Below are 20499 nucleotides of genomic sequence, written 5' to 3' on the forward strand. Positions count from 1 at the left end.
CTGCGCCGCCCTTAATCTGGCGGCCTTATCACCGCGTGGGTTCGTTCATGTCTTCTGTTGCCGATGGCCTGCCCCTTAATAAACGCCTGCCGGCGGTCATCGCGATTTCCCTGGGGATCGGCATGGCGACGCTCGATACGGCCATCGTCAACACCGCATTGCCGACGCTGGCGCAGGGCATCGGCACCGATTCGGCCTCGGTGATCTGGGTGGTCAATGCCTACCAGTTGGCGATTATCGCCACGGTCCTGCCATTTGCCTCGTTGAGCGATGTGCTCGGGCACCGGCGGGTGTACCTCGGTGGGCTGCTGCTGTTTATCGTCTCGTCGTTGTTGTGCGGGTTGGCCGGTTCGCTGGTCACGCTCACGGCCGCACGGGTAGCGCAGGGCCTGGGGGCGGCGGCGATCATGAGTGTGAACACCGCGCTGCTGCGGCACATTTACCCGTCAACCATGCTCGGACGTGGCCTGGGCTATAACTCGCTGGTGGTGGGGCTGGCCTTCACCTTGGGGCCGACCGCGGCGTCGGCGATTCTGTCGGTGGCCAGTTGGCACTGGTTGTACCTGATCAACGTGCCGCTGGGGTTGCTCGCCTTGGGCTTGGGCCTGCGCTCCTTGCCGACGTTGCCGATGACCGGGCATGCGTTTGATGGTCTGGCGGCGCTGTTGTGTGCCGGGCTGTTCGCCTTGTTGGTGCTGGGCCTGGGCACGGCGGTACACGGTGCCCAGGGCGCGTTGACCCTGGGGCTGGTCGCCGTGGCGCTGGTGTGCGGTGGGGTGTTGTTGCGTCGTCAGGCGGGGCATCCGGCACCGATGCTGGCGCTGGACCTGTTCAAGCGCCCGGTGTTTGCCCTGTCCTCGCTCACGGCGATCTGCGCCTTCAGCGCCCAGGGCCTGGCCTTTGTTTCGCTGCCCTTTCTGTTGCAGGCGGTGCTTGGCCATAGCCAGGTGGAAACCGGTTTTCTGATGACGCCCTGGCCGGCGGTGGTAGCGGTGATGGCACTGGTTGCCGGGCGCTTGGCCGACCGCGTGTCCCTGGGCTTGTTGTGCGGTATCGGCCTGTTGATGTTGAGCGCGGGCATGGCAGCGATGGCGACGTTGGGCAATGGCGCGTCCGCCTTCGATATCGCTTGGCGCATGGCCTTGTGCGGCGCCGGTTTCGGCTTCTTTCAGTCGCCCAACCTCAAGGCGTTGATGACCAGTGCGCCGTTGGCGCGCAGCGGTGGGGCCAGTGGCATCGTGGCGATTTCACGTTTGCTTGGGCAAACGCTGGGGGCTTCCTTGGTGGCTTTGTGTTTCCACTTGTCCTTGGGCAGCGGTCCTTACTACGCGCTGTGGCTGGGCTGCGCGTTTGCGTTGGTGGGCAGTGTGGCCAGCGGTTTGCGTTTGTTGCCCTACGGGAAAAAACCCTGATGGGGCGTTGTAAAACAGCGTTCGGGAAGGCTACCGTGGCGGCCTGAATATTTCGGGATGTTTCAGATTTATGTCCAGCCAGGCTCAACGCACTGCCGACACCACCTCCCGCCGCGCCGCGCTGACCCTGGCTTTGTGTTTACCCAGCGACGTGTTGCTCTACCTGTTGCTGCCCATGGAATCCCAGGCGTTCGGCATCACCTTGGCCCAGGCCGGGGTGTTGCTGGCGGCCAACCGCCTGGTGCGGATTTTCGGCTATCGGCATGTACTCAACTTCTACGCGCGCAACGGCGATCGCCTGACCTGCATGATCGCCGCCGGTGCGGCTGCGCTGTGCGCCGTGGGCAACTCGGTGCTGTCGGGTTTTGCCGCGTTGTTAGGGCTGCGGCTGGTGTGGGGCTTGTGTTTCGCGGCGTTGAACCTGTCGACCCAAGTGCTGGCGACCTCCGAGCCCGTCGGCGCCGCACGCCGGGCCGGGCGTTCACGCGCGTTGATCGCCTGGGGGCCGATGCTGGCGTTGCCGTTCGGCGGCTGGCTGACCTTATGGGTGGGGCCGCGACCGATCTTTCTGATTCTCGCCGCCTGCTGCTTGCTGGGTGTGTGGGCGGCGCGGGGATTGCCGGGCGCCGCCCATGACTTGCACAACAGCTCGGGGCGGCGCTTCAAGTTTCCCGACAGCGTGGCGATGTGGTCGTTTATCGAAGGCGTGGCGTTGGATGGGTTGTTCATCTTTGGCCTGTCGATCCAGGCGCAAAAGCTGCTGGGGGGCGATGCGGTGCTGATTGCCGGTGGCTTGATGGCGCTGCGCTATGTCTCGGAAATGCTCCTGAGCCCGCTGGGCGGTCGCGCGGCGCAACGGTTTGGCGCCACCTCGATGTTGCTGCTGTTTTCGTTCCTGAGTGCCCTGGCCCTGAGCGCGTTCGGCAGCTATTGGGTGATAGTCGGCGCGGCCGCGGTGCTGGTGCTGCGCGCACTGCAACTGCCGCTGGTGACGACGTTGGTGGCCGAGCGCAACCCCGGCGCGATGCGCGTGTCGGCCCTGGCCTCCAATGCGGTGTGGCGGGACATCGGCGCAGGCCTTGGCCCGCTGCTGGCGGGCCTGCTGTTGCCGGTGGCCTCGGCGCCCCTGGTATTTGGCGTGGCCGGGGCGGCGATTGCCGTGAGTGCGCTGTTCTGCTGGCGGGCTGGCCCGTCGGCGAACTGACTCAGGCGCTCTTCAGGCGTTCCAGCCAGGCGGGATCGAAGCGGTTTTGTGCGGTGTCGATGCCCAGCGCCTGCAGCTTGGCTTGATGGGCCTGCATCTCGCCGACCAGTTGCGCCTGGGCACTGGAATTGGCGTCCAGCGCGTGCATCTGCGTCAGTCCCAGGTGATAGAAACGCAACACCTTCATCGCCGTCGGGTCGTTGGCCTGCACACCCTCGGTGACCTTGTGCATCACGTTGGTCACCCGCATCAGGCTGCGCTTGAGCTGCCAGCCATACACCGCCGGCGCCAGCCATGGCTGGCTCCAGAACGGGCCGCGTACCAGGGCAACGGTGATCAGCACGCCGGCGAATACACCGCCGACATTGAAGCGAAAGTTGTCTGCGCCGGGCTCGCCGAACAGCATCACCGCGGCGCTCGACAGCAGCATGGCCAAGGCCAGGAATAGCACGGCGACGATCAACGTGCTGCGGCGGGTCTGTTGGCGGTAGGTGACGGGGTCGCAGGCTTTGAGTTCGAACATGCGGGTAAGGTCTCCAGAGGGTGGCGGGGTGGCATCATCGCACGCCTGGGCAAACAAGTTGAACGATGCCGGCGGCGGCGTTCTCTAAATTCAGCCAGGCCACCAATGTTCATGAGGTGAACCATCATGCCCGAATACAAGCAGCCACCACCGGGTACACCCAACCCGGACCGCACACCCGGAGAAGAAGAGCGTGACAACGATGCGTTGCGCCCCAATGACCCGGCTGAGCGTGACCAAAATGACGACGTGGAGCGGGTCGAAGAAGACCTGGAAAACCTCCACGACAAAGCCCGCCCGCTTTGACAGAAGAGACTGCCATGACGAATCCTCCGAAAGGCCCGCGTTCCAGCGAGCACGCCAGCGGCAAGGACGAACTGGGCTTCGACCCGGACTCGCCGGACGTTGCCGACCCGCAGGTCGACCCCATCGGCCCGGCGATCGCGCCGTTGGACAAAGACAAGAAGCAGCCATCCGAAAAAAAACCGCCCTATGACCCGTTGGGCGACCTGAAGAAGTGACGCAGGCCCCGCCGTCGAGCGGGGCCTTCGTTTATTTGGGCGCTACCCAGGTGACGTCGCTGATCCCGTACTTTTCCGCCCAGGGCCGGGTGGTTTTTTTGACCTGCTCGTGGCCCACACGGCCGATGCGGCTGACGTGCGCAATATCGGCATCCACCGCCGCCCAGTGCCAGGCTTCGGCGTTATTCATCACTTCGGCGCGCACCACAAAAGACTTCGGTTTACCGTGCAATTGGTAGTGGACGGTGTAGATTTTTGCGCTACTCATGTTGCCTCCCTGTCTCGTTTTAAATGGAGGCAAATGCGTTCAAGAAGGTTCATTCAAAATGACAACCTGCACACGGCGGCGGCATAGTGGCCCATTCGCCTCGTGCACAAGGATCGCGGCTGATCGCCGGGAGCCTTGAGCTAGAGGCGTCGCTGAACCGTTTTATCTCCAACTGGGTGCATTTTTTTCGAACCTTTTGCGTCAACCTGCGCTCGAACCGGTTCCTGAATAATTTGCAACCAACAAGGAGATGTAAAACGATGTCAAGGCTATTCGGAACATTCCTCAAGAATTCTTCATTGCTGGCGCTGGTTGCCGCGCCGGCCGTGGTGTTCGCCGCCCCGTCCACCGACCCGATTTCGACCTTCGGGATCCTGGGCAGCTACAACGACTTCAAACTGGAGGGCGGTAGCGAAAGCGATAAAGACCATATGCCGCAGGCGGGCCTGTTCTATAACTTCGGTAACAAGCTCACTGCCGAATCCGGCTTTATTTACCAGGCCGGTATCGAAGCCAAGTACGGCAAGAAGAGCGACAACAAACTCAAGGAAGGCCAGGCCGACCTCGACCTCGGCTGGCGTGCCGCGCTCGATGCGCGCAATTTTGTAGACGTGGTCGTGGGCGGTGGCTACAGCTGGACCCGTTACGAGTTGGAGTCCAACGACAACGATCTGGAACTCACCAACAAATCGCCATTCGCCAAGGCCGCCCTGGGTTACAACCACCAGTTCGATGACATGACCCTGCGCGTCGAAGCCGGTGCCCGTCGCACCCTGGATGGCCGCACGCGAATCAAGGTCGACGGTCTGGGCAGCGACACCGTGGACCTCAAGGACCGCACCAACCCCTATGCCGAAGTCAGCCTGCTGATGAACCAGAAGGGTGATCTGCCGGTGACGGCGGGCCTGTATTACACCCGCACCGAGTACAAGCTGGATGCCGACTCCGAAGTCGCCGATAACACCAAGCTCAAGCGTGACGAGTATGGCGTCAAGGTAGGTATTGCGTTCTAAGCAGCTCCCTCGCCACAGAGGGGGCGGTGGTCTTCAGAATGTAAAAACGGCGCCCGAGGGCGCCGTTTTTTTTACTGCATCAGCGGTACGATCACACACCCAATACCGCGTGCTGCACCAAGGTGAGCAACGGTTGCGGGTACACGCCCAGGAAGAACGCGAGCAGGGCGATGGCCAGCAGCATCACGCCACCGGCTTTCTGTTCCCAGTGCAACTCGGCGTCCACACGGCGCAGGTTCGGCTCGATCAGGTACAGGGTGACCATCACACGCAGGTAATAGAACACGCCGATGGCGCTGCCCAGTACCAGGGATGCAACCAGCCACCATTCGTGGGCTTCGACACCGGTTGCCACGATGTAGAACTTGCCGATAAAGCCAGCGGTCAGCGGAATGCCGGCCAGGGACAGCATCATCACGGTGAGTACGGCGGTCAGGTACGGACGGCGCCAGAACAGGCCGCGGTATTCGTACAAGGCGTCGGCGTCACGGCCTTTGTAAGGCGAAGACATCAAGGTGATCACGCCGAACGCACCCAGGCTGGTGATCACGTAGGTGACCAGATACACGCCGATGGCTTCCACGGCCAGGCCTTTGCTCGCCACCAGGGCGATCAGCAGGTAGCCGAAGTGGGCGATGGACGAGTAACCCAGCAGACGCTTGAGGTTGTTCTGGGTCAGGGCCAGCAGGTTACCGAACAGGATCGATGCAATCGCGATCACGGTCAGCACGTTGCTCAGCACACCGGTGTTGGCCGCGGGCGAGATCTGGAACAGACGCACCATCACCGCAAACACTGCAACCTTGGACGCCGTGGCCAGGAACGCGGCCACCGGCGCCGGGGCGCCTTCGTACACGTCCGGGGTCCACAGGTGGAACGGTACCAGCGACAGCTTGAACGCCAGACCGATCAGCATCATCGCCAGGCCCAGTTGGGCGATGGGCGCAGGGCTGTTGGTGGTCGCCAGGGCGTGGCCGATACCGGTGAAGCTCAGGCTGCCGGCTTCGGCGTAGAGCAGGGCCATACCGAACAACAGGAACGCGGAACCGGCGGCCGACAGCACCATGTACTTGATGCCGGCTTCCAGGGAGCGTTTGTTGAAGAAGGCATAGGCCACCAGGCCGTAGGTCGGGATCGACAGCAGTTCCAGGCCGATGAACAGGCCGGCCAGGTGCTGCGCGCTCACCAGCACGATACCGCCGGCCGCAGCCAGCAGGATCAGCAGGTACAGCTCTTCGCGGTTGCCGGGGTAGCCGGTGCCGCCTTCGCCGAGGTAGGCGTGGGCGAGGGTGACGCAGGCCAGGGTCGCGACCAGGATCAGCGCGATGTACAGCAGCGCGAAGTCATCGACCATCATCAGCGGGGTGACCGCCAGTGGCGCGACCTTGAGGGCCGGGATGATCGACAGCAGGGCCAGGTTCAAACCGGCACAAGACAGCAGGAACGTTTGCGAGTGATTGCGGCGCCAGGCGATCGCCAGCATCACCACCACGATGGTGAGGCTGGTGATCAGCAGCGGCGCAAGCGCGATAAAGTGTTGGATCGTGAATTCCATAGCGCTCTTACCGGGCCGAAGCGAGTTGAGAGAAGGCGGTGCCGAACCACTGCTGCACGCCATGCATCGTTGCGGCAGAAGTGTCCAGGAACGGCTGCGGGTATACGCCGATGTAGATCAGCAGTACCGCGAGGCCGAGCACCATGATCAGTTCGCGAGCATCCATCCCCTTCAGGACAGTGTCGGACTTGGCCGGGCCGAAGTAGGCACGGTGGATCATGATCAGCGAGTAAACCGAACCGAACACCAGGCCCGAGGTAGCGATGGCGCTGATCCACGGCGTCTGCACGAAGGCTCCCATCAGGATCAGGAACTCGCCGATGAAGTTACCGGTACCCGGCAAGCCCAGGGATGCCGCGGCAAAGAACAGGCTGATCGCCGGCAGGTAAGCGATGCGCGACCACACGCCACCCATTTCACGCATGTCACGGGTGTGCAGGCGCTCGTACAACTGGCCGCTGAGGATAAACAGCGCAGCCGCCGAGACACCGTGGGCCAACATCTGGATCACCGCGCCCTGCAACGCCAGCTGGCTGCCGGAGTAGATGCCGATCAGTACGAAACCCATGTGGGAAACGGACGAGAAGGCGATCAGGCGCTTGATGTCGGTTTGGGCGAAGGCCAGGAACGCACCGTAGAAGATCCCGATCAGACCCAGGGTCATGGCGATCGGCGCGAACTCGGCCGAGGCGTTCGGGAACAACGGCAATGCGAAGCGCAGCAGGCCATAAGCGGCGGTTTTGAGCAGGATACCGGCGAGGTCGACGGAACCGGCGGTCGGTGCCTGGGCGTGAGCGTCAGGCAGCCAGGAGTGGAACGGCACCACCGGCAGCTTCACCGCGAAGGCGATGAAGAAGCCCAGCATGAGGATGTACTCGGTGGTCAGGGACATCTTGGTTTTCAACAGGTCGGCGTAGTTGAAGGTAATCACGCCTGTGCTGTTGAAGTTGACCAGTACCAGACCCAGGATCGCCACCAACATGATCAGGCCGGAAGCCTGGGTGAAGATGAAGAACTTGGTCGCCGCGTAGATCCGGGTTTTCTTGCCGTCCGAAGAACTGTGACCCCAAAGCGCGATGAGGAAGTACATCGGCACCAGCATCATTTCCCAGAAGAAGAAGAACATGAACAGGTCGAGGGCGAGGAATACGCCGACAACACCGCCCAGAATCCACATCAGGTTCAGGTGGAAGAAGCCCACGTGACGCTGAATTTCTTTCCAGGAGCAGAGTACCGAGAGGATACCCAGCAGGCCGGTCAGCAGGATCATCAACAGCGACAGGCCGTCGAGGGCCAGGTGCACGTTGATGCCGAAACGCTGGATCCATACGTGCTTGAATTCAAGCGCGAAGGTCGGATCGACGCCCGGTGCCGGAGCGAATGAGTAGTCACCATGGGCCCACAGCCAAAGGCCGAGCGCGAGTTCCAGGGACATGGTCAGCAACGCAATCCAGCGGGGGAGGGTGGCGCCGAAGCGTTCACCCATCCAGCAGAGCAGGCCGCCGATAAAGGGGATCAGGATTAGCCAGGGCAGAATCATGACAGGCTCGTTTCCTTTCGCAAGTTCGCAAAGTTCATATCAGACCGCTACCACTACGATGGCGCCGATCACCAGCACGGCACCGGCCGCCATGGAAGCTGCATACCAACGCAATTGGCCCGTCTCGCTTCGGCTCAGGGCGGTGTGACCGCCTTTCGCGGCGCGCGGGATCAGACCGATGGTCTGGTCGAGCGGGTCTTTGCGCAGTACGTGGCTGATAGCGAGGTAAGGCTTGACGAACAGTTTGTCGTAGATCCAGTCGAAGCCCCACGCGGCGAACCACCAGGCCGACAGGAAGCGGCCGATGCCACTGTTGGCCACGGCCGTCACGAAGCGACGCTTGCCGAGGAACAGCAGGGCCGCCAGCAGGATACCGGCAATGGCAATGGCGCCCGAGGCGATTTCCAGGCTGTGCTGAGCTTCGCCGCCGGCATGGCCGACGCTCTGTGGCAACACACCGTGCAGAGGCGGGGTGATCATCGCGCCGACGAAGGTCGACAGGATGATCAGCACCGACAATGGCAACCAGTGGGAGATGCCGTGGCCTGCGTGCGCTTCGGTCTTGGCTTCACCGTGGAAGGTGATGAAGATCAGGCGGAAGGTGTACAGCGAGGTCATGAACGCACCTACCAGGCCTGCGTACAGCAGGTTCCGGTTACCGCTGGCGAAGGCTTCCCAGAGAATTTCGTCCTTGGAATAGAAACCGGCGGTCACCAGCGGCAGGGCGGCCAGGGCGGCACCACCGACGATGAAGCTGGCGTAGGCCAACGGCAGTTTCTTCCACAGACCGCCCATCTTGAAGATGTTCTGCTCGTGGTGGCAGGCAACGATCACCGCACCGGAAGCGAGGAACAGCAGGGCCTTGAAGAAGGCGTGGGTCATCAGGTGGAAAATCGCCGCGTCCCAGGCTCCGACGCCCAGGGCCAGGAACATGTAGCCGATCTGGCTCATGGTCGAGTAGGCGAGGATACGCTTGATGTCGGTCTGCACCAGCGCGGCGAAGCCGGCCAGTACCAGGGTCACGCCGCCAACGATGCCTACAAGGTGCAGGATGTCCGGCGCCAGGGTGAACAGGCCGTGGGTACGGGCGATCAGGTAGACACCGGCGGTTACCATGGTGGCGGCGTGGATCAGTGCCGATACCGGGGTAGGGCCGGCCATGGCGTCCGCCAGCCAGGTTTGCAGCGGCAGTTGCGCGGATTTACCCACGGCGCCGCCCAGCAGCATCAGGGTCGCCAGGGTGATCCAGAAGTCGCCGACCTGGAATTTTTGCGGTGCCAGCACCAGCAGTTCCTGGATATTCAGCGTGCCCACCTGTTGGAACAGGATGAACAGGCCGATCGCCATGAACACGTCGCCGATGCGGGTGACGATAAACGCCTTGAGCGCCGCGTTACCGTTGTTGCGGTTGCTGTAGTAGAAACCGATCAACAGGTACGAGCACAGGCCCACGCCTTCCCAACCGAAGTACAGGAACAACAGGTTATCGCCCAGCACCAGGAACAGCATGCTGGCGATAAACAGGTTGGTGTACGAGAAGAAGCGCGAGTAGCCCGCTTCACCGCGCATGTACCAGGACGCGAACAGGTGGATCAGGAAGCCCACACCCACCACCACGCCGAGCATGGTGATCGACAGGCCGTCGACGTAGAGGGCGAAGTTGGGCTTGAAGCCCTCCACCGACATCCACTGCCACAGCACCAGGGTGTAATGGCCGCCTTCGGGCGGTGCCACGTTGAATTGCCAGATGACGTAAGCGGCGACGATGGCCGACAGGCCGATCGAACCCACGCCCACCAGGGCAGACAGGTTTTCCGACCAGCGTCCACGGGAGAACGACAGCAGCAGGAAACCGATCAGGGGAAATACGAAAGTCAGAAAGATCATGTTCATCCGCGCATCTCACTGGCAGCGTCGATATCAAGCGTGTGGAAGCGACGGTACAGCTGCAGCAGGATCGCCAGGCCAATACTGGCTTCGGCGGCTGCCAGGCTGATCACCAGGATGAACATGACTTGTCCATCCGGCTGGCCCCAACGTGCGCCCGCCACGATGAACGCCAATGCCGCGGCGTTCATCATGATTTCCAGGCTCATCAACACGAACAGAATGTTACGGCGAACCATCAGGCCGACCAGGCCAAGGCAGAACAGGATGCCGGCGACCGCCAGACCATGCTCCAAAGGGATAGCAGGCATCGTCATTGCTCCTTGGCTTCGTTGCGGCCCAAGTGGAAGGCAGTGATGGCTGCGGCGAGCAGCAGCATCGACGCCAGTTCGACCACCAGCAGGTACGGGCCGAACAGGCTGACGCCCACGGCTTTCGCGTCCACGGTGGTGTGGCCGATGGCCTGGCCGCTCTGGTGGGCGAACAGCACATACAGCAGTTCACCCAGCAGCAGCGCTGCGAGGACAACCGGGCCGAGCCAGATGCCGGGCTTGAGCCAGACGCGCTCCTGGGCGACCGAAGCCGGCCCCAGGTTGAGCATCATCACCACGAACACGAACAGCACCATGATGGCGCCGGCGTAGGCGATCACTTCCAGCACACCGGCGAACGGTGCGCCGAGGCTGAAAAAGGTCATGGCCACGGCGATCAGCGAAATGATCAGGTAGAGCAGGGCGTGCACGGGGTTGGTGTTGGTGATCACGCGAAGCGTGGACACCACTGCAATACCCGATGCGAAATAGAAAGCGAATTCCATCTTTCTTCCTTAAGGCAGCAAGCTCTTCACGTTGATCGGCTCGGCTTCGTTTTGTGCGGCGCCTTTGGGCTTACCGGCAACGGCCATACCTGCAACACGATAGAAGTTGTAATCAGGGTTTTTACCGGGACCGGAAATCAACAGATCTTCTTTCTCGTACACCAGGTCCTGACGTTTGAACTCGGCCATCTCGAAATCCGGTGTGAGCTGGATCGCGGTGGTCGGGCAAGCTTCCTCGCAGAGGCCGCAGAAAATGCAGCGCGAGAAGTTGATGCGGAAGAAGTCCGGGTACCAGCGACCGTCTTCGGTTTCAGCTTTCTGCAGGGAGATGCAACCCACCGGGCACGCCACGGCGCACAGGTTGCAGGCTACGCAACGCTCTTCGCCATCGGGGTCGCGGGTGAGTACGATGCGGCCGCGATAGCGCGGCGGCAGGTACACCGCTTCTTCCGGATATTGCAGGGTGTCGCGTTTGCGAAAGCCGTGACCGAACACCATCACCAGGCTTCGCAACTGGGTACCGGTACCCTTAACGATGTCGCCAATATATTTGAACATGGGTCAAATCCTCACTGAACCGCGCCGGCTGGCGTGTTCAACAACACGACGGCAGCCGTCACCAGCAAATTGATCAGGGTCAGCGGCAGGCAGAATCTCCAGCTGAAATCCATCACCTGGTCATAGCGCGGGCGCGGAATCGAGGCGCGCAGCAGGATGAACAGCATGATGAAGAACGCGGTCTTCAGGAAGAACCAGAAGAAGGCCAACTGCGGCAGGATGCCGAACGGACCGTGCCAGCCGCCGAAGAACAGCGTGACCAGCAGGGCCGAGATCAAGATGATGCCGATGTACTCACCGACGAAGAACATGCCCCACTTCATGCCGGCATATTCAATGTGGTAACCGTCGGCCAGTTCCTGTTCCGCTTCCGGCTGGTCGAAGGGGTGACGGTGAGTCACGGCCACGCCAGCGATGAAGAACGTACAGAAGCCAAAGAACTGCGGAATGATGAACCACAGGTTCTGCGCCTGGTACTCGACGATGTCGCGCATGTTGAACGAGCCAACCTGCACCACGATGCCCATCAGTGCCAACCCCATGAACACTTCATAGGATACGGTTTGCGCCGAGGCACGCAAGCTGCCCAGCAGGGCGAACTTGTTGTTGCTCGACCAACCGGCGAACAGCACCGCGTAGACCGACAAACCGGCCATGGCGAAGAAGAACAGCAAACCGATGTTCAGGTCCGCCACGCCCCAGGTCGGGGTGATCGGGATGATCGCAAACGCAATCAGCAAGGCGCTCATGGCCACGACGGGTGCTAGGGTGAAGATCACCTTGTCGGCAAACGGCGGGGTCCAGTCTTCCTTGAAGAACATTTTCAGCATGTCGGCGGCGATCTGGAACATACCGAACGGGCCAACGCGGTTCGGACCGTAACGGTCCTGCCACCAGCCCAGCAGGCGACGTTCGACGAAGCTGAGCAGGGCGCCCGCGACGACCACGGCCAACAGGATCACGATGGACTTGACCACCGAGATGATCACGTCAATTACTTCCGGCGTGAACCAAGTCATTGCGCTGCCTCCTGCAGACCGTCAACGGTTTTGCCGAAAATGGCGGGCGGGATCCCGGCGATGCCTTTTGGCAGCGCAACCAGGCCGGCACCCAGCTCTTCGTTGATGCGCAGCGGCAGGCGCAGGGCCTGGCCGGCCACGTTCAGGCTGAGCAAAGCGCCGTCGTTGACGCCCAGGCGGTCGGCTTCGGACTTGGCCAGCGACACGTAGGCGGCTGGAATGCGCTCTTGCACCGGCGCGGCCTTGGAAGAGTTCTCTTCGCTGCCGAACAGGTGGAAGAACGGCACGACCTGCCAGGTACCCGGCGCCGGGTTGAACGGACGCGGGACCGCGGCGAACCAGTTCAGCGAGTCACCGCTGCTTTCGATCAGGCGGGTGCCCGGGTCACCGGCACGGATATGCCCACCGACTTCGTCCTGGAACTTGTTCCAGGCCTGCGGCGAGTTCCAGCCCGGCGACCAGGCGAACGGCACCTGCTGACGCGGTTCGGCCGAACCCGAGTAACCTTCCATCGAGAAGGCGAACGCGGTGTCGTTGTCTTGCGGGGTACGCGGTTCGTGCACGCTGATGTCGGCGCGCATGGCGGTACGACCGGAGTAACGCAGCGGTTCACGGGCGAGTTTCAAGCCCTTGATGCGGAACGCGGCGGACGGCGCGGCATCGACGATACGCGCCAGTTGCGGTGCACTGGAGGCCACGGCAGCGGTGACGTGGTCGAGCTGGGTCCAGTCGATCGGCTGGTTCAGCAGGGTCGCGCGCAGGGCATGCAGCCAGCGCCAGCCTTCGTGAACCAGGATGCTGGCGTCCATGTACTTCGGATCGAACACCTGGAAGAAGCGCTGGGCGCGGCCTTCCTGGCTGACCAGGGTACCGTCGCCTTCGGCGAAGGTGGCGGCCGGCAGCACCAGATGGGCACGGTCGCTGGTGGCGGTCTTCTGGTGGTCGGCCACGATCAGCACTTTGGCGGCGCTGAGTGCGGCGTCAACCTTGGCGGCATCGGTGCGGGTGTACAGGTCGTTTTCCAGTACCACGATGGCATCGGCACGGCCGTCGGTCACCGCTTGCAGCGCAGCGTCAACGGACTCGCCACCGAGCATGGCCAGGCCGAGGCTGTTGGCTTCCGGCACGACCAGACTGATGGAACCGTTCTTGTCGCGCAGCTTGAGGGCCTTGGCGATGTTGGCGGCGGCTTCGATCAGCGCTTTGGAACCCAACGAGGTACCGGCAATGATCAGCGGGCGCTTGGCCGCCAGCAGGGCGTCGGCGATACGCTGGGCCAGCGCCACGGCTTCAGCGTCCAGGCCGTCGACGGCAGGCGCGCCGGCGTCAAGGGCGTGGGCCACGGCGAAACCGATGCGGGCCAGGTCGTCCGGTGCTGCGTGGACGCATTCTTCGGCGATGTCGTCGAGCTTGGTTTCAGCCAGGCTTGCGATAAACAGCGGGTTCAGCGCGTGCTGGCCGATGTTCTTCACGGCGGCGTCGAGCCACGGCTGTACGCGCATGGCGTCGGCCATTTCTTCGGCTTTGCCTTTGACCGACTGGCGCAACGACAGCGTTATGCGCGCGGCGGTCTGGGTCAGGTCTTCACCGAGCACGAAGATCGCGTCGTGGTCTTCGATGTCGCGCATGTTCGGCACGGGCAGCGGGCTGTCGTTCAGCACTTGCAGCACCAGACGGATACGCTCCAGCTCACCGGCTTCGATGCCGCTGTAGAAGTGCTCGGCGCCTACCAGCTCGCGCAACGCGTAGTTGCTTTCGAGGCTGGCGCGCGGGGAACCGATACCGACGATGTTGCGGCCGCGCAGCAGGTCGGCGGCTTTATCCAGCGCTTCGTCCAGGCTCAGCTTGGCGCCATCGGCCAGCAATGGCTGGCGTGGGCGGTCTTCGCGGTTGACATAGCCGTAGCCGAAACGGCCACGGTCGCACAGGAAGTACTGGTTGACCGAACCGTTGAAGCGGTTTTCGATACGACGCAGTTCACCGTAGCGCTCGCCCGGGGAGATGTTGCAACCGCTGGAGCAGCCATGGCAGATGCTCGGCGCGAATTGCATGTCCCACTTACGGTTGTAGCGCTCGGAGTGGGTTTTGTCGGTGAACACACCGGTCGGGCAGACCTCGGTGAGGTTGCCGGAGAACTCGCTCTCGAGCACGCCGTCTTCAACGCGACCGAAGTACACGTTGTCGTGTGCGCCAAAGACGCCCAGGTCGGTGCCGCCGGCATAGTCTTTATAGAAGCGCACGCAGCGGTAGCAGGCAATGCAGCGGTTCATCTCGTGGGAGATGAACGGGCCGAGGTCCTGGTTCTGGTGGGTACGCTTGGTGAAGCGATAGCGGCGCTCGTTGTGGCCGGTCATCACCGTCATGTCTTGCAGGTGGCAGTGACCGCCTTCCTCACAGACCGGGCAGTCGTGGGGGTGGTTGGTCATCAGCCATTCGACAACGCTGGCGCGGAACGCCTTGGATTCTTCATCGTCGATGGAGATCCAGGTGTTGTCGGTGGCTGGGGTCATGCAGGACATGACGATACGACCACGGGTGTCGTTCTCGTCGGTGTATTGCTTGACCGCACACTGGCGACAGGCACCGACGCTACCAAGCGCGGGGTGCCAGCAGAAATACGGGATGTCGAGGCCTAGTGACAGACATGCCTGTAACAGGTTGTCCGCCCCATCGACTTCGAGCGCTTTGCCGTCTACGTGGATAGTGGCCATGGTTCAAAGTTCTTCGTTGGCCCGTTGTCAGCGGGCGTGGCTAATGGAATCTTGTTATTCATGTGCATCTACACAGCCGTTACGGCGTCAGCACATGAGCAGGCGAAGGGCACGGACCCTTCGCCTGTTTAAGCGTTACGCGCCGACTACGATCGGCTTCGCCAGAGGCGGCACGGCGGCGCTGGTAGGCGCGATGCCGGCTTCGAACTCCGAGCGGAAGTATTTGATTGCGCTGCCCAGTGGCTCCACGGCGCCCGGTGCGTGAGCACAGAAAGTCTTGCCGGGGCCGAGGAAACCGACCAGGCCCAGCAGGGTTTCGATGTCACCCTCGCGGCCTTCGCCGTTTTCCAGCGCCATCAGCAGCTTCACGCTCCACGGCAAACCGTCGCGGCATGGGGTGCAGAAGCCGCAGGACTCGCGGGCAAAGAACTGCTCCATGTTGCGCAGCAGCGAGACCATGTTCACCGTGTTGTCCACCGCCATCGCCAGGCCGGTACCCATCCGGGTGCCCACCTTGCCGATGCCGCCGGCGTACATTTGTGCGTCGAGGTGCTCAGGGAGCAGGAAACCGGTACCGGCGCCGCCTGGCTGCCAGGCTTTCAAGGTGTAGCCGTCGCGCATGCCACCGGCGTAGTCCTCGAACAGCTCGCGCGCGGTCACGCCGAATGGCAGTTCCCACAGGCCAGGGTTCTTGACCTTGCCGGAGAAGCCCATGAGCTTGGTGCCCATGTCTTCGCTGCCTTCGCGGGCCAACGATTTGTACCAGTCCACGCCGTCGGCGATGATCGCCGGCACGTTGCACAGGGTCTCGACGTTGTTCACGCAGGTCGGCTTGCCCCACACGCCCACGGCGGCAGGGAAGGGCGGCTTGGAACGCGGGTTGGCGCGGCGGCCTTCGAGGGAGTTGATCAGCGCGGTTTCTTCACCGCAGATGTAACGCCCGGCGCCGGTGTGCACGAACAGTTCGAAGTCAAAACCCGAACCGAGGATGTTCTTGCCCAGCAGGCCCGCTGCCTTGGCTTCGGCCACGGCACGGTTGAGGTGCTTGGCGGCGGTGGTGTATTCGCCACGCAGGAAGATGTAGCCACGGTAGGTCTTGAGGGCGCGGGCACTGATCAGCATGCCTTCGATCAGCAGATGGGGCAGTTGCTCCATCAGCATGCGGTCTTTCCAGGTGTTGGGCTCCATTTCATCCGCGTTGCACAGCAGGTAGCGGATGTTGATGGACTCGTCCTTGGGCATCAGGCCCCACTTCACGCCCGTGGGGAAGCCTGCACCGCCGCGGCCCTTGAGGCCGGCGTCCTTGACCGTCTGGACGATATCGTCCTGGGCCATGTCGGCGAAGGCTTTGCGCGCGGCGGCGTAACCGTTCTTGGCCTGGTATTCGTCGAGCCATACCGGCTCGGCATCATCACGCAGGCGCCAGGTCAGCGGGTGGGTCTCGGCCGAACGCTTGATCAGGTTGGCCGGGCCGAAAGAAGTCAGGGTCATGGGTAGCCCTCGAGCAATTGGGTCACGCCAGCAGGCTGCACGTCACCGAATGTGTCGTCGTCGATCATCAACGCCGGCGCCTTGTCGCAGTTGCCCAGGCAGCACACCGGCAGCAGCGTGAAGCGCCCGTCCGGTGTGGTCTGGCCGAGGCCGATGCCCAGCTTGTTCTGGATCTCGCTGACCACCGACTCGTGACCCCCGATATAGCAGACCATGCTGTCGCACACGCGAATGATGTGGCGGCCGACCGGCTGGCGGAAGATCTGGCTGTAGAACGTCGCCACGCCTTCAACGTCGCTGGCGGGGATGCCGAGGATCTCGCCGATGGCGTAGAGCGCGCCGTCAGGCACCCAGCCACGTTCCTTCTGGACGATCTTCAAGGCTTCGATCGACGCCGCGCGCGGGTCTTCGTAGTGATGCAGCTCGTGCTCGATGGCCGAGCGCTCGGTTTCACTCAAGGTGAAACGGTCTGTCTGGATAAGCGTGCTGTTCATGCTTAGCGGTCCACGTCGGCCATAACGAAATCGATACTACCCAGGTACGCAATCAAGTCCGCGACCATCTCGCCTTTGATCACCGAAGGGATCTGCTGCAAGTGCGGGAAGCTTGGGGTGCGAATCCGGGTGCGGTAGCTCATGGTGCCGCCATCGCTCGTCAGGTAATAACTGTTGATACCCTTGGTCGCTTCGATCATCTGGAAGGATTCGTTGGCCGGCATGACCGGGCCCCACGAAACCTGCAGGAAGTGCGTGATCAGGGTTTCGATGTGCTGCAGCGTGCGCTCTTTAGGCGGCGGCGTGGTCAGCGGGTGATCCGCTTTGTACGGGCCGGCCGGCATGTTGCGCATGCACTGCTCGATGATCTTCAGGCTCTGGCGCATTTCTTCGACGCGCACGATGCAACGGTCGTAGGCATCGCCATTGGCCGCCAAGGGTACTTCGAACTCGAAGTTCTCGTAGCCGGAATACGGGCGTGCTTTACGCAGGTCGAAGTCGCAACCGGTGGAACGCAGGCCGGCACCGGTGACGCCCCATTCCAGGGCTTCTTTGGTGTTGTACTGCGCGACGCCGATGGTGCGGCCCTTGAGGATGCTGTTGTCCAGGGCGGCTTTCTGGTATTCGTCCAGACGCTTGGGCATCCACTCGACGAATTCCTTGACCAGGCGCTCCCAACCATTGGGCAGGTCGTGGGCCACGCCGCCGATGCGGTACCAGGCCGGGTGCAGACGGAAGCCGGTGATGGCCTCGATGACCTTGTAGGCACGCTGACGGTCGGTGAAGGTGAAGAACACCGGGGTCATGGCGCCGACGTCCTGGATATAGGTACCCAGGAACAGCAGGTGGCTGGTGATGCGGAAGAACTCGGCCATCATGATGCGGATGGTGTCGACGCGGTCTGGCACTTTAATGCCGGCCAGCTTCTCGACCGAGAGCACGTACGGCAGGTTGTTCATCACGCCGCCGAGGTAGTCGATACGGTCGGTGTACGGGATGAAGCTGTGCCAGGACTGGCGCTCGGCCATCTTCTCGGCACCACGGTGGTGGTAGCCGATGTCCGGTACGCAGTCGACGATTTCTTCGCCATCCAGTTGCAGGATGATACGGAAGGCACCGTGAGCCGAAGGGTGGTTCGGGCCCAGGTTGAGGAACATGTAGTCCTCGTTGGTGCCGGAGCGCTTCATGCCCCAGTCTTCCGGACGGAAGCGCGCGGCTTCTTCTTCCAGCTGTTGCTTGGCCAGGTTGAGGCTGAACGGGTCGAATTCGGTGGCGCGGGCAGGGAAGTCCTTGCGCAGCGGGTGACCTTCCCAGGTCGGCGGCATCATGATGCGCGTCAGGTGCGGGTGGCCAGGGAAGTCGATACCGAACATGTCCCAGACTTCACGCTCGTACCAGCTGGCGTTCGGCCAGATACCGGTCACGGTCGGGACGCTCAGGTCGCTTTCGCTCAGCGCGACCTTGATCATCACGTCGCTGTTACGCTCCAGCGACATCAAGTGGTAGAACACGGTGAAATCGGCGCCGCTCGGCAGCCCCTGGCGCTTGGTGCGCAGACGCTCGTCCACGCCATGCAGGTCATAGAGCATGACGTACGGCTTGGGCAGGTTGCGCAGGAAGGTCAGGACCTCGACGAGCTTGGCGCGCGCCACCCACAGCACCGGCATACCGGTGCGTGTGGCCTGGGCGGTGAAGGCGTCAGGGCCGAAACGGTTATTGAGTTCGACGACCACATCCTGGTCGTCTGCCTTATAAGGCGGGATATACAGAGCACTGCCTGTAGTCATGGTTTTTTATCGCTTTCGGTCAACGTAAAGAATGAGGCCAGGTTTTCGTTCTATAAAAGAAGCGGGCTGGATCAGACTTCGTCGGGGCTGCGCAGATTGGTGACTGCGATTCGCTGTTCGCGGCGCGCATCCTTTTGCGAAGGCATCTCGGCGCGATACACGCCTTGATCGCCGACGACCCAGGACAGCGGGCGACGCTCCTTGCCAATCGATTCCTGCAACAGCATCAAGCCTTGCAGAAATGCTTCGGGGCGGGGCGGGCAGCCAGGCACATAGACGTCCACGGGCAGGAACTTGTCCACCCCTTGAACGACCGAGTAGATGTCGTACATGCCACCGGAGTTGGCGCACGAACCCATGGAGATAACCCACTTCGGCTCGAGCATTTGCTCATAGAGACGCTGGATGATCGGCGCCATCTTGATGAAGCAGGTACCGGCGATAACCATGAAATCCGCCTGGCGCGGCGAGGCCCGGATAACTTCGGCGCCAAAGCGCGCGATGTCGTGGGGCGCCGTGAAGGCGGTGGTCATTTCCACGTAGCAGCACGAAAGGCCGAAGTTGTACGGCCACAGGGAGTTTTTACGCCCCCAGTTGACCGCGCCACTCAGCACGTCCTCCAGCTTGCCCATGTAGATGTTTTTGTGGACTTGGTCTTCTAACGGGTCGGAAACGGTTTCCCGTTCGCCGATGGGGTATTGCTCGTTAGGAGCATCCGGGTCGATCCTGGTGAGATTGTATTGCATCGCCAAAGCCTCATTGTTTCAGCTTCGCTTGCCGCTTACGACGAGCTTCCGGAGCCCAATCAAGGGCGCCCACTCGAAATAGGTAGACAAGGCCTGCCAACAGAATTGCTATGAAAACGAGGGCTTCGACGAATCCGGTCCAGCCGCTTTCGCGGACGGACACAGACCAGGCAAAGAGAAAAAGGGCTTCGATATCGAAGATCACGAAGAGCATCGCGACCAGATAGAATTTGGCTGAGAGCCGCAAGCGGGCGCCACCTGTAGGTAGCATGCCCGACTCGAACGGTTCGTTTTTGCTGCGGCCCCAGGCTTTTGACCCAAGGAGGCTGGAGACGCCGAGCATAAAGGCACAGAGGCCGACAACACCGAGGAGGAAAATGGCAAAGCCCCAGTTGTGGGCCATGAGTCCTGTCGCTTCGGTCATGCTGGAAATCCTTAACAGAGAGCAAAGGTCTCTGAGCTCGAAAAAGTAATGATGCAGTGACGATATGTCGCAGCGCAGTCAACCGCGGTGATTTTATGGCTAAACACCGGGCAAGTAAAATTGCGATAGCGAAATTATTCGTTGGAATAAGGACATAGTGCACCTCAATGGGGCTGTAACCCTTACAGGGTGGGCATTAGCGGGCATTTAATCAAATCTGTTTTGTTTAACCGGTAACGAAGCTTTTAAGTGCCAAATGATAATGAATATTGTTTGCGCGGAGGTTTAAGCGAGTGTTTCTCGTGTGGCGCGGGAAGTTGCCGTTACTTGCTTGAATGTCGCGAGTGTTGGAGTGGATCTTTTAACCGATTTATCTGCAGCGAATACCGCTCTGGATCAAGATTTGCGCAAAATTTTTAGGCAGATCACATTTCCCCATGTGGGAGGTGACTCAGTCCAGGCAAAAAAAACGCCCCGAACCAGTCGGGGCGTGATTGTTGTGCGGCACGGCGGTTAGGTCTTCCCTGGG

The 20499-nt window shown here is 61.7% G+C and carries 20 protein-coding genes; 5 read left to right on the forward strand and 15 right to left on the reverse strand.

The features are described 5' to 3' along the window. The first annotated feature begins 47 nt into the window (after positions 1-47). A complete protein-coding gene (locus AB4O23_RS14890; RefSeq protein ID WP_065877438.1) occupies positions 48-1412 on the forward strand; it encodes an MFS transporter in 1365 nt (454 codons plus the stop codon). 70 nt (positions 1413-1482) lie between these two features. Continuing rightward, positions 1483-2616, forward strand: a complete 1134-nt coding sequence (locus AB4O23_RS14895; protein ID WP_017527166.1) for an MFS transporter — start codon at positions 1483-1485, stop codon at positions 2614-2616. A gap of 1 nt (position 2617) precedes the next feature. On the opposite strand, the gene AB4O23_RS14900 is transcribed toward AB4O23_RS14895, so the two are convergent. Next, positions 2618-3139, reverse strand: a complete 522-nt coding sequence (locus tag AB4O23_RS14900; RefSeq protein WP_017527167.1) for a DUF3087 family protein — start codon at positions 3137-3139, stop codon at positions 2618-2620. Between the two features lie 126 nt (positions 3140-3265). On the opposite strand from AB4O23_RS14900, the gene AB4O23_RS14905 reads away from it, so the two are divergent. Both AB4O23_RS14905 and AB4O23_RS14910 read left to right on the forward strand, forming a co-directional pair. Next, entirely contained in the window at positions 3266-3445 is a 180-nt protein-coding gene (locus tag AB4O23_RS14905) for a hypothetical protein (RefSeq protein WP_017527168.1), read from the forward strand. Positions 3446-3459: 14 nt separating this feature from the next. Beyond that, positions 3460-3660, forward strand: coding sequence for a DUF6021 family protein (locus AB4O23_RS14910; RefSeq protein WP_017527169.1), 201 nt, complete (start codon positions 3460-3462; stop codon positions 3658-3660). A gap of 31 nt (positions 3661-3691) precedes the next feature. Here AB4O23_RS14910 and AB4O23_RS14915 read toward each other — a convergent pair whose 3' ends face one another. Continuing rightward, entirely contained in the window at positions 3692-3928 is a 237-nt protein-coding gene (locus tag AB4O23_RS14915; RefSeq protein WP_017527170.1) for a DUF6555 family protein, read from the reverse strand. Between the two features lie 260 nt (positions 3929-4188). Between AB4O23_RS14915 and AB4O23_RS14920 the strand changes: the two genes are divergently transcribed. Next, positions 4189-4941, forward strand: coding sequence for an outer membrane beta-barrel protein (locus AB4O23_RS14920; protein WP_017527172.1), 753 nt, complete (start codon positions 4189-4191; stop codon positions 4939-4941). Positions 4942-5032: 91 nt separating this feature from the next. Here AB4O23_RS14920 and nuoN read toward each other — a convergent pair whose 3' ends face one another. From nuoN to AB4O23_RS14985, 13 genes are all read right to left on the reverse strand, one after another. Then, positions 5033-6496 (reverse strand): NADH-quinone oxidoreductase subunit NuoN, encoded by a 1464-nt coding sequence (gene nuoN / locus AB4O23_RS14925; RefSeq protein WP_017527173.1) that lies wholly within the window; start codon positions 6494-6496, stop codon positions 5033-5035. 7 nt (positions 6497-6503) lie between these two features. Continuing rightward, complete coding sequence (gene nuoM / locus AB4O23_RS14930; protein ID WP_017527174.1) at positions 6504-8036, reverse strand: NADH-quinone oxidoreductase subunit M; 1533 nt, start codon at positions 8034-8036, stop codon at positions 6504-6506. 39 nt (positions 8037-8075) lie between these two features. After that, a complete protein-coding gene (nuoL, locus tag AB4O23_RS14935) occupies positions 8076-9929 on the reverse strand; it encodes an NADH-quinone oxidoreductase subunit L (RefSeq protein ID WP_068934710.1) in 1854 nt (617 codons plus the stop codon). Beyond that, a complete protein-coding gene (gene nuoK / locus AB4O23_RS14940) occupies positions 9926-10234 on the reverse strand; it encodes an NADH-quinone oxidoreductase subunit NuoK (RefSeq protein ID WP_003174727.1) in 309 nt (102 codons plus the stop codon). The genes nuoL and nuoK overlap by 4 nt, the downstream gene beginning before the upstream one ends. A gap of 2 nt (positions 10235-10236) precedes the next feature. Continuing rightward, positions 10237-10740, reverse strand: coding sequence for an NADH-quinone oxidoreductase subunit J (nuoJ, locus tag AB4O23_RS14945; RefSeq protein WP_017527176.1), 504 nt, complete (start codon positions 10738-10740; stop codon positions 10237-10239). A gap of 9 nt (positions 10741-10749) precedes the next feature. After that, complete coding sequence (gene nuoI / locus AB4O23_RS14950; RefSeq protein WP_003174725.1) at positions 10750-11298, reverse strand: NADH-quinone oxidoreductase subunit NuoI; 549 nt, start codon at positions 11296-11298, stop codon at positions 10750-10752. 11 nt (positions 11299-11309) lie between these two features. After that, a complete protein-coding gene (gene nuoH / locus AB4O23_RS14955) occupies positions 11310-12317 on the reverse strand; it encodes an NADH-quinone oxidoreductase subunit NuoH (RefSeq protein ID WP_460063788.1) in 1008 nt (335 codons plus the stop codon). Next, on the reverse strand, positions 12314-15028 hold the full coding sequence (gene nuoG / locus AB4O23_RS14960; protein WP_460063791.1) for an NADH-quinone oxidoreductase subunit NuoG: 2715 nt from the start codon (positions 15026-15028) through the stop codon (positions 12314-12316). The genes nuoH and nuoG overlap by 4 nt, the downstream gene beginning before the upstream one ends. 135 nt (positions 15029-15163) lie before the next feature. Beyond that, positions 15164-16519: an NADH-quinone oxidoreductase subunit NuoF gene (gene nuoF / locus AB4O23_RS14965; protein ID WP_017527178.1), complete on the reverse strand. Its 1356-nt coding sequence runs from the start codon at positions 16517-16519 to the stop codon at positions 15164-15166. Next, entirely contained in the window at positions 16516-17013 is a 498-nt protein-coding gene (gene nuoE, locus AB4O23_RS14970; protein WP_003174721.1) for an NADH-quinone oxidoreductase subunit NuoE, read from the reverse strand. Before nuoE ends, nuoF begins: the two co-directional genes overlap by 4 nt. 2 nt (positions 17014-17015) lie before the next feature. Then, complete coding sequence (gene nuoC / locus AB4O23_RS14975) at positions 17016-18800, reverse strand: NADH-quinone oxidoreductase subunit C/D (RefSeq protein WP_017527179.1); 1785 nt, start codon at positions 18798-18800, stop codon at positions 17016-17018. Positions 18801-18871: 71 nt separating this feature from the next. After that, entirely contained in the window at positions 18872-19546 is a 675-nt protein-coding gene (locus AB4O23_RS14980; protein WP_017527180.1) for a NuoB/complex I 20 kDa subunit family protein, read from the reverse strand. A 10-nt stretch (positions 19547-19556) separates the two neighbouring features. After that, positions 19557-19970: an NADH-quinone oxidoreductase subunit A gene (locus tag AB4O23_RS14985; protein WP_003219575.1), complete on the reverse strand. Its 414-nt coding sequence runs from the start codon at positions 19968-19970 to the stop codon at positions 19557-19559. Between the last annotated feature and the right edge of the window lie 529 nt (positions 19971-20499).

The organism is Pseudomonas sp. H2_A10 (genome assembly GCF_054680085.1).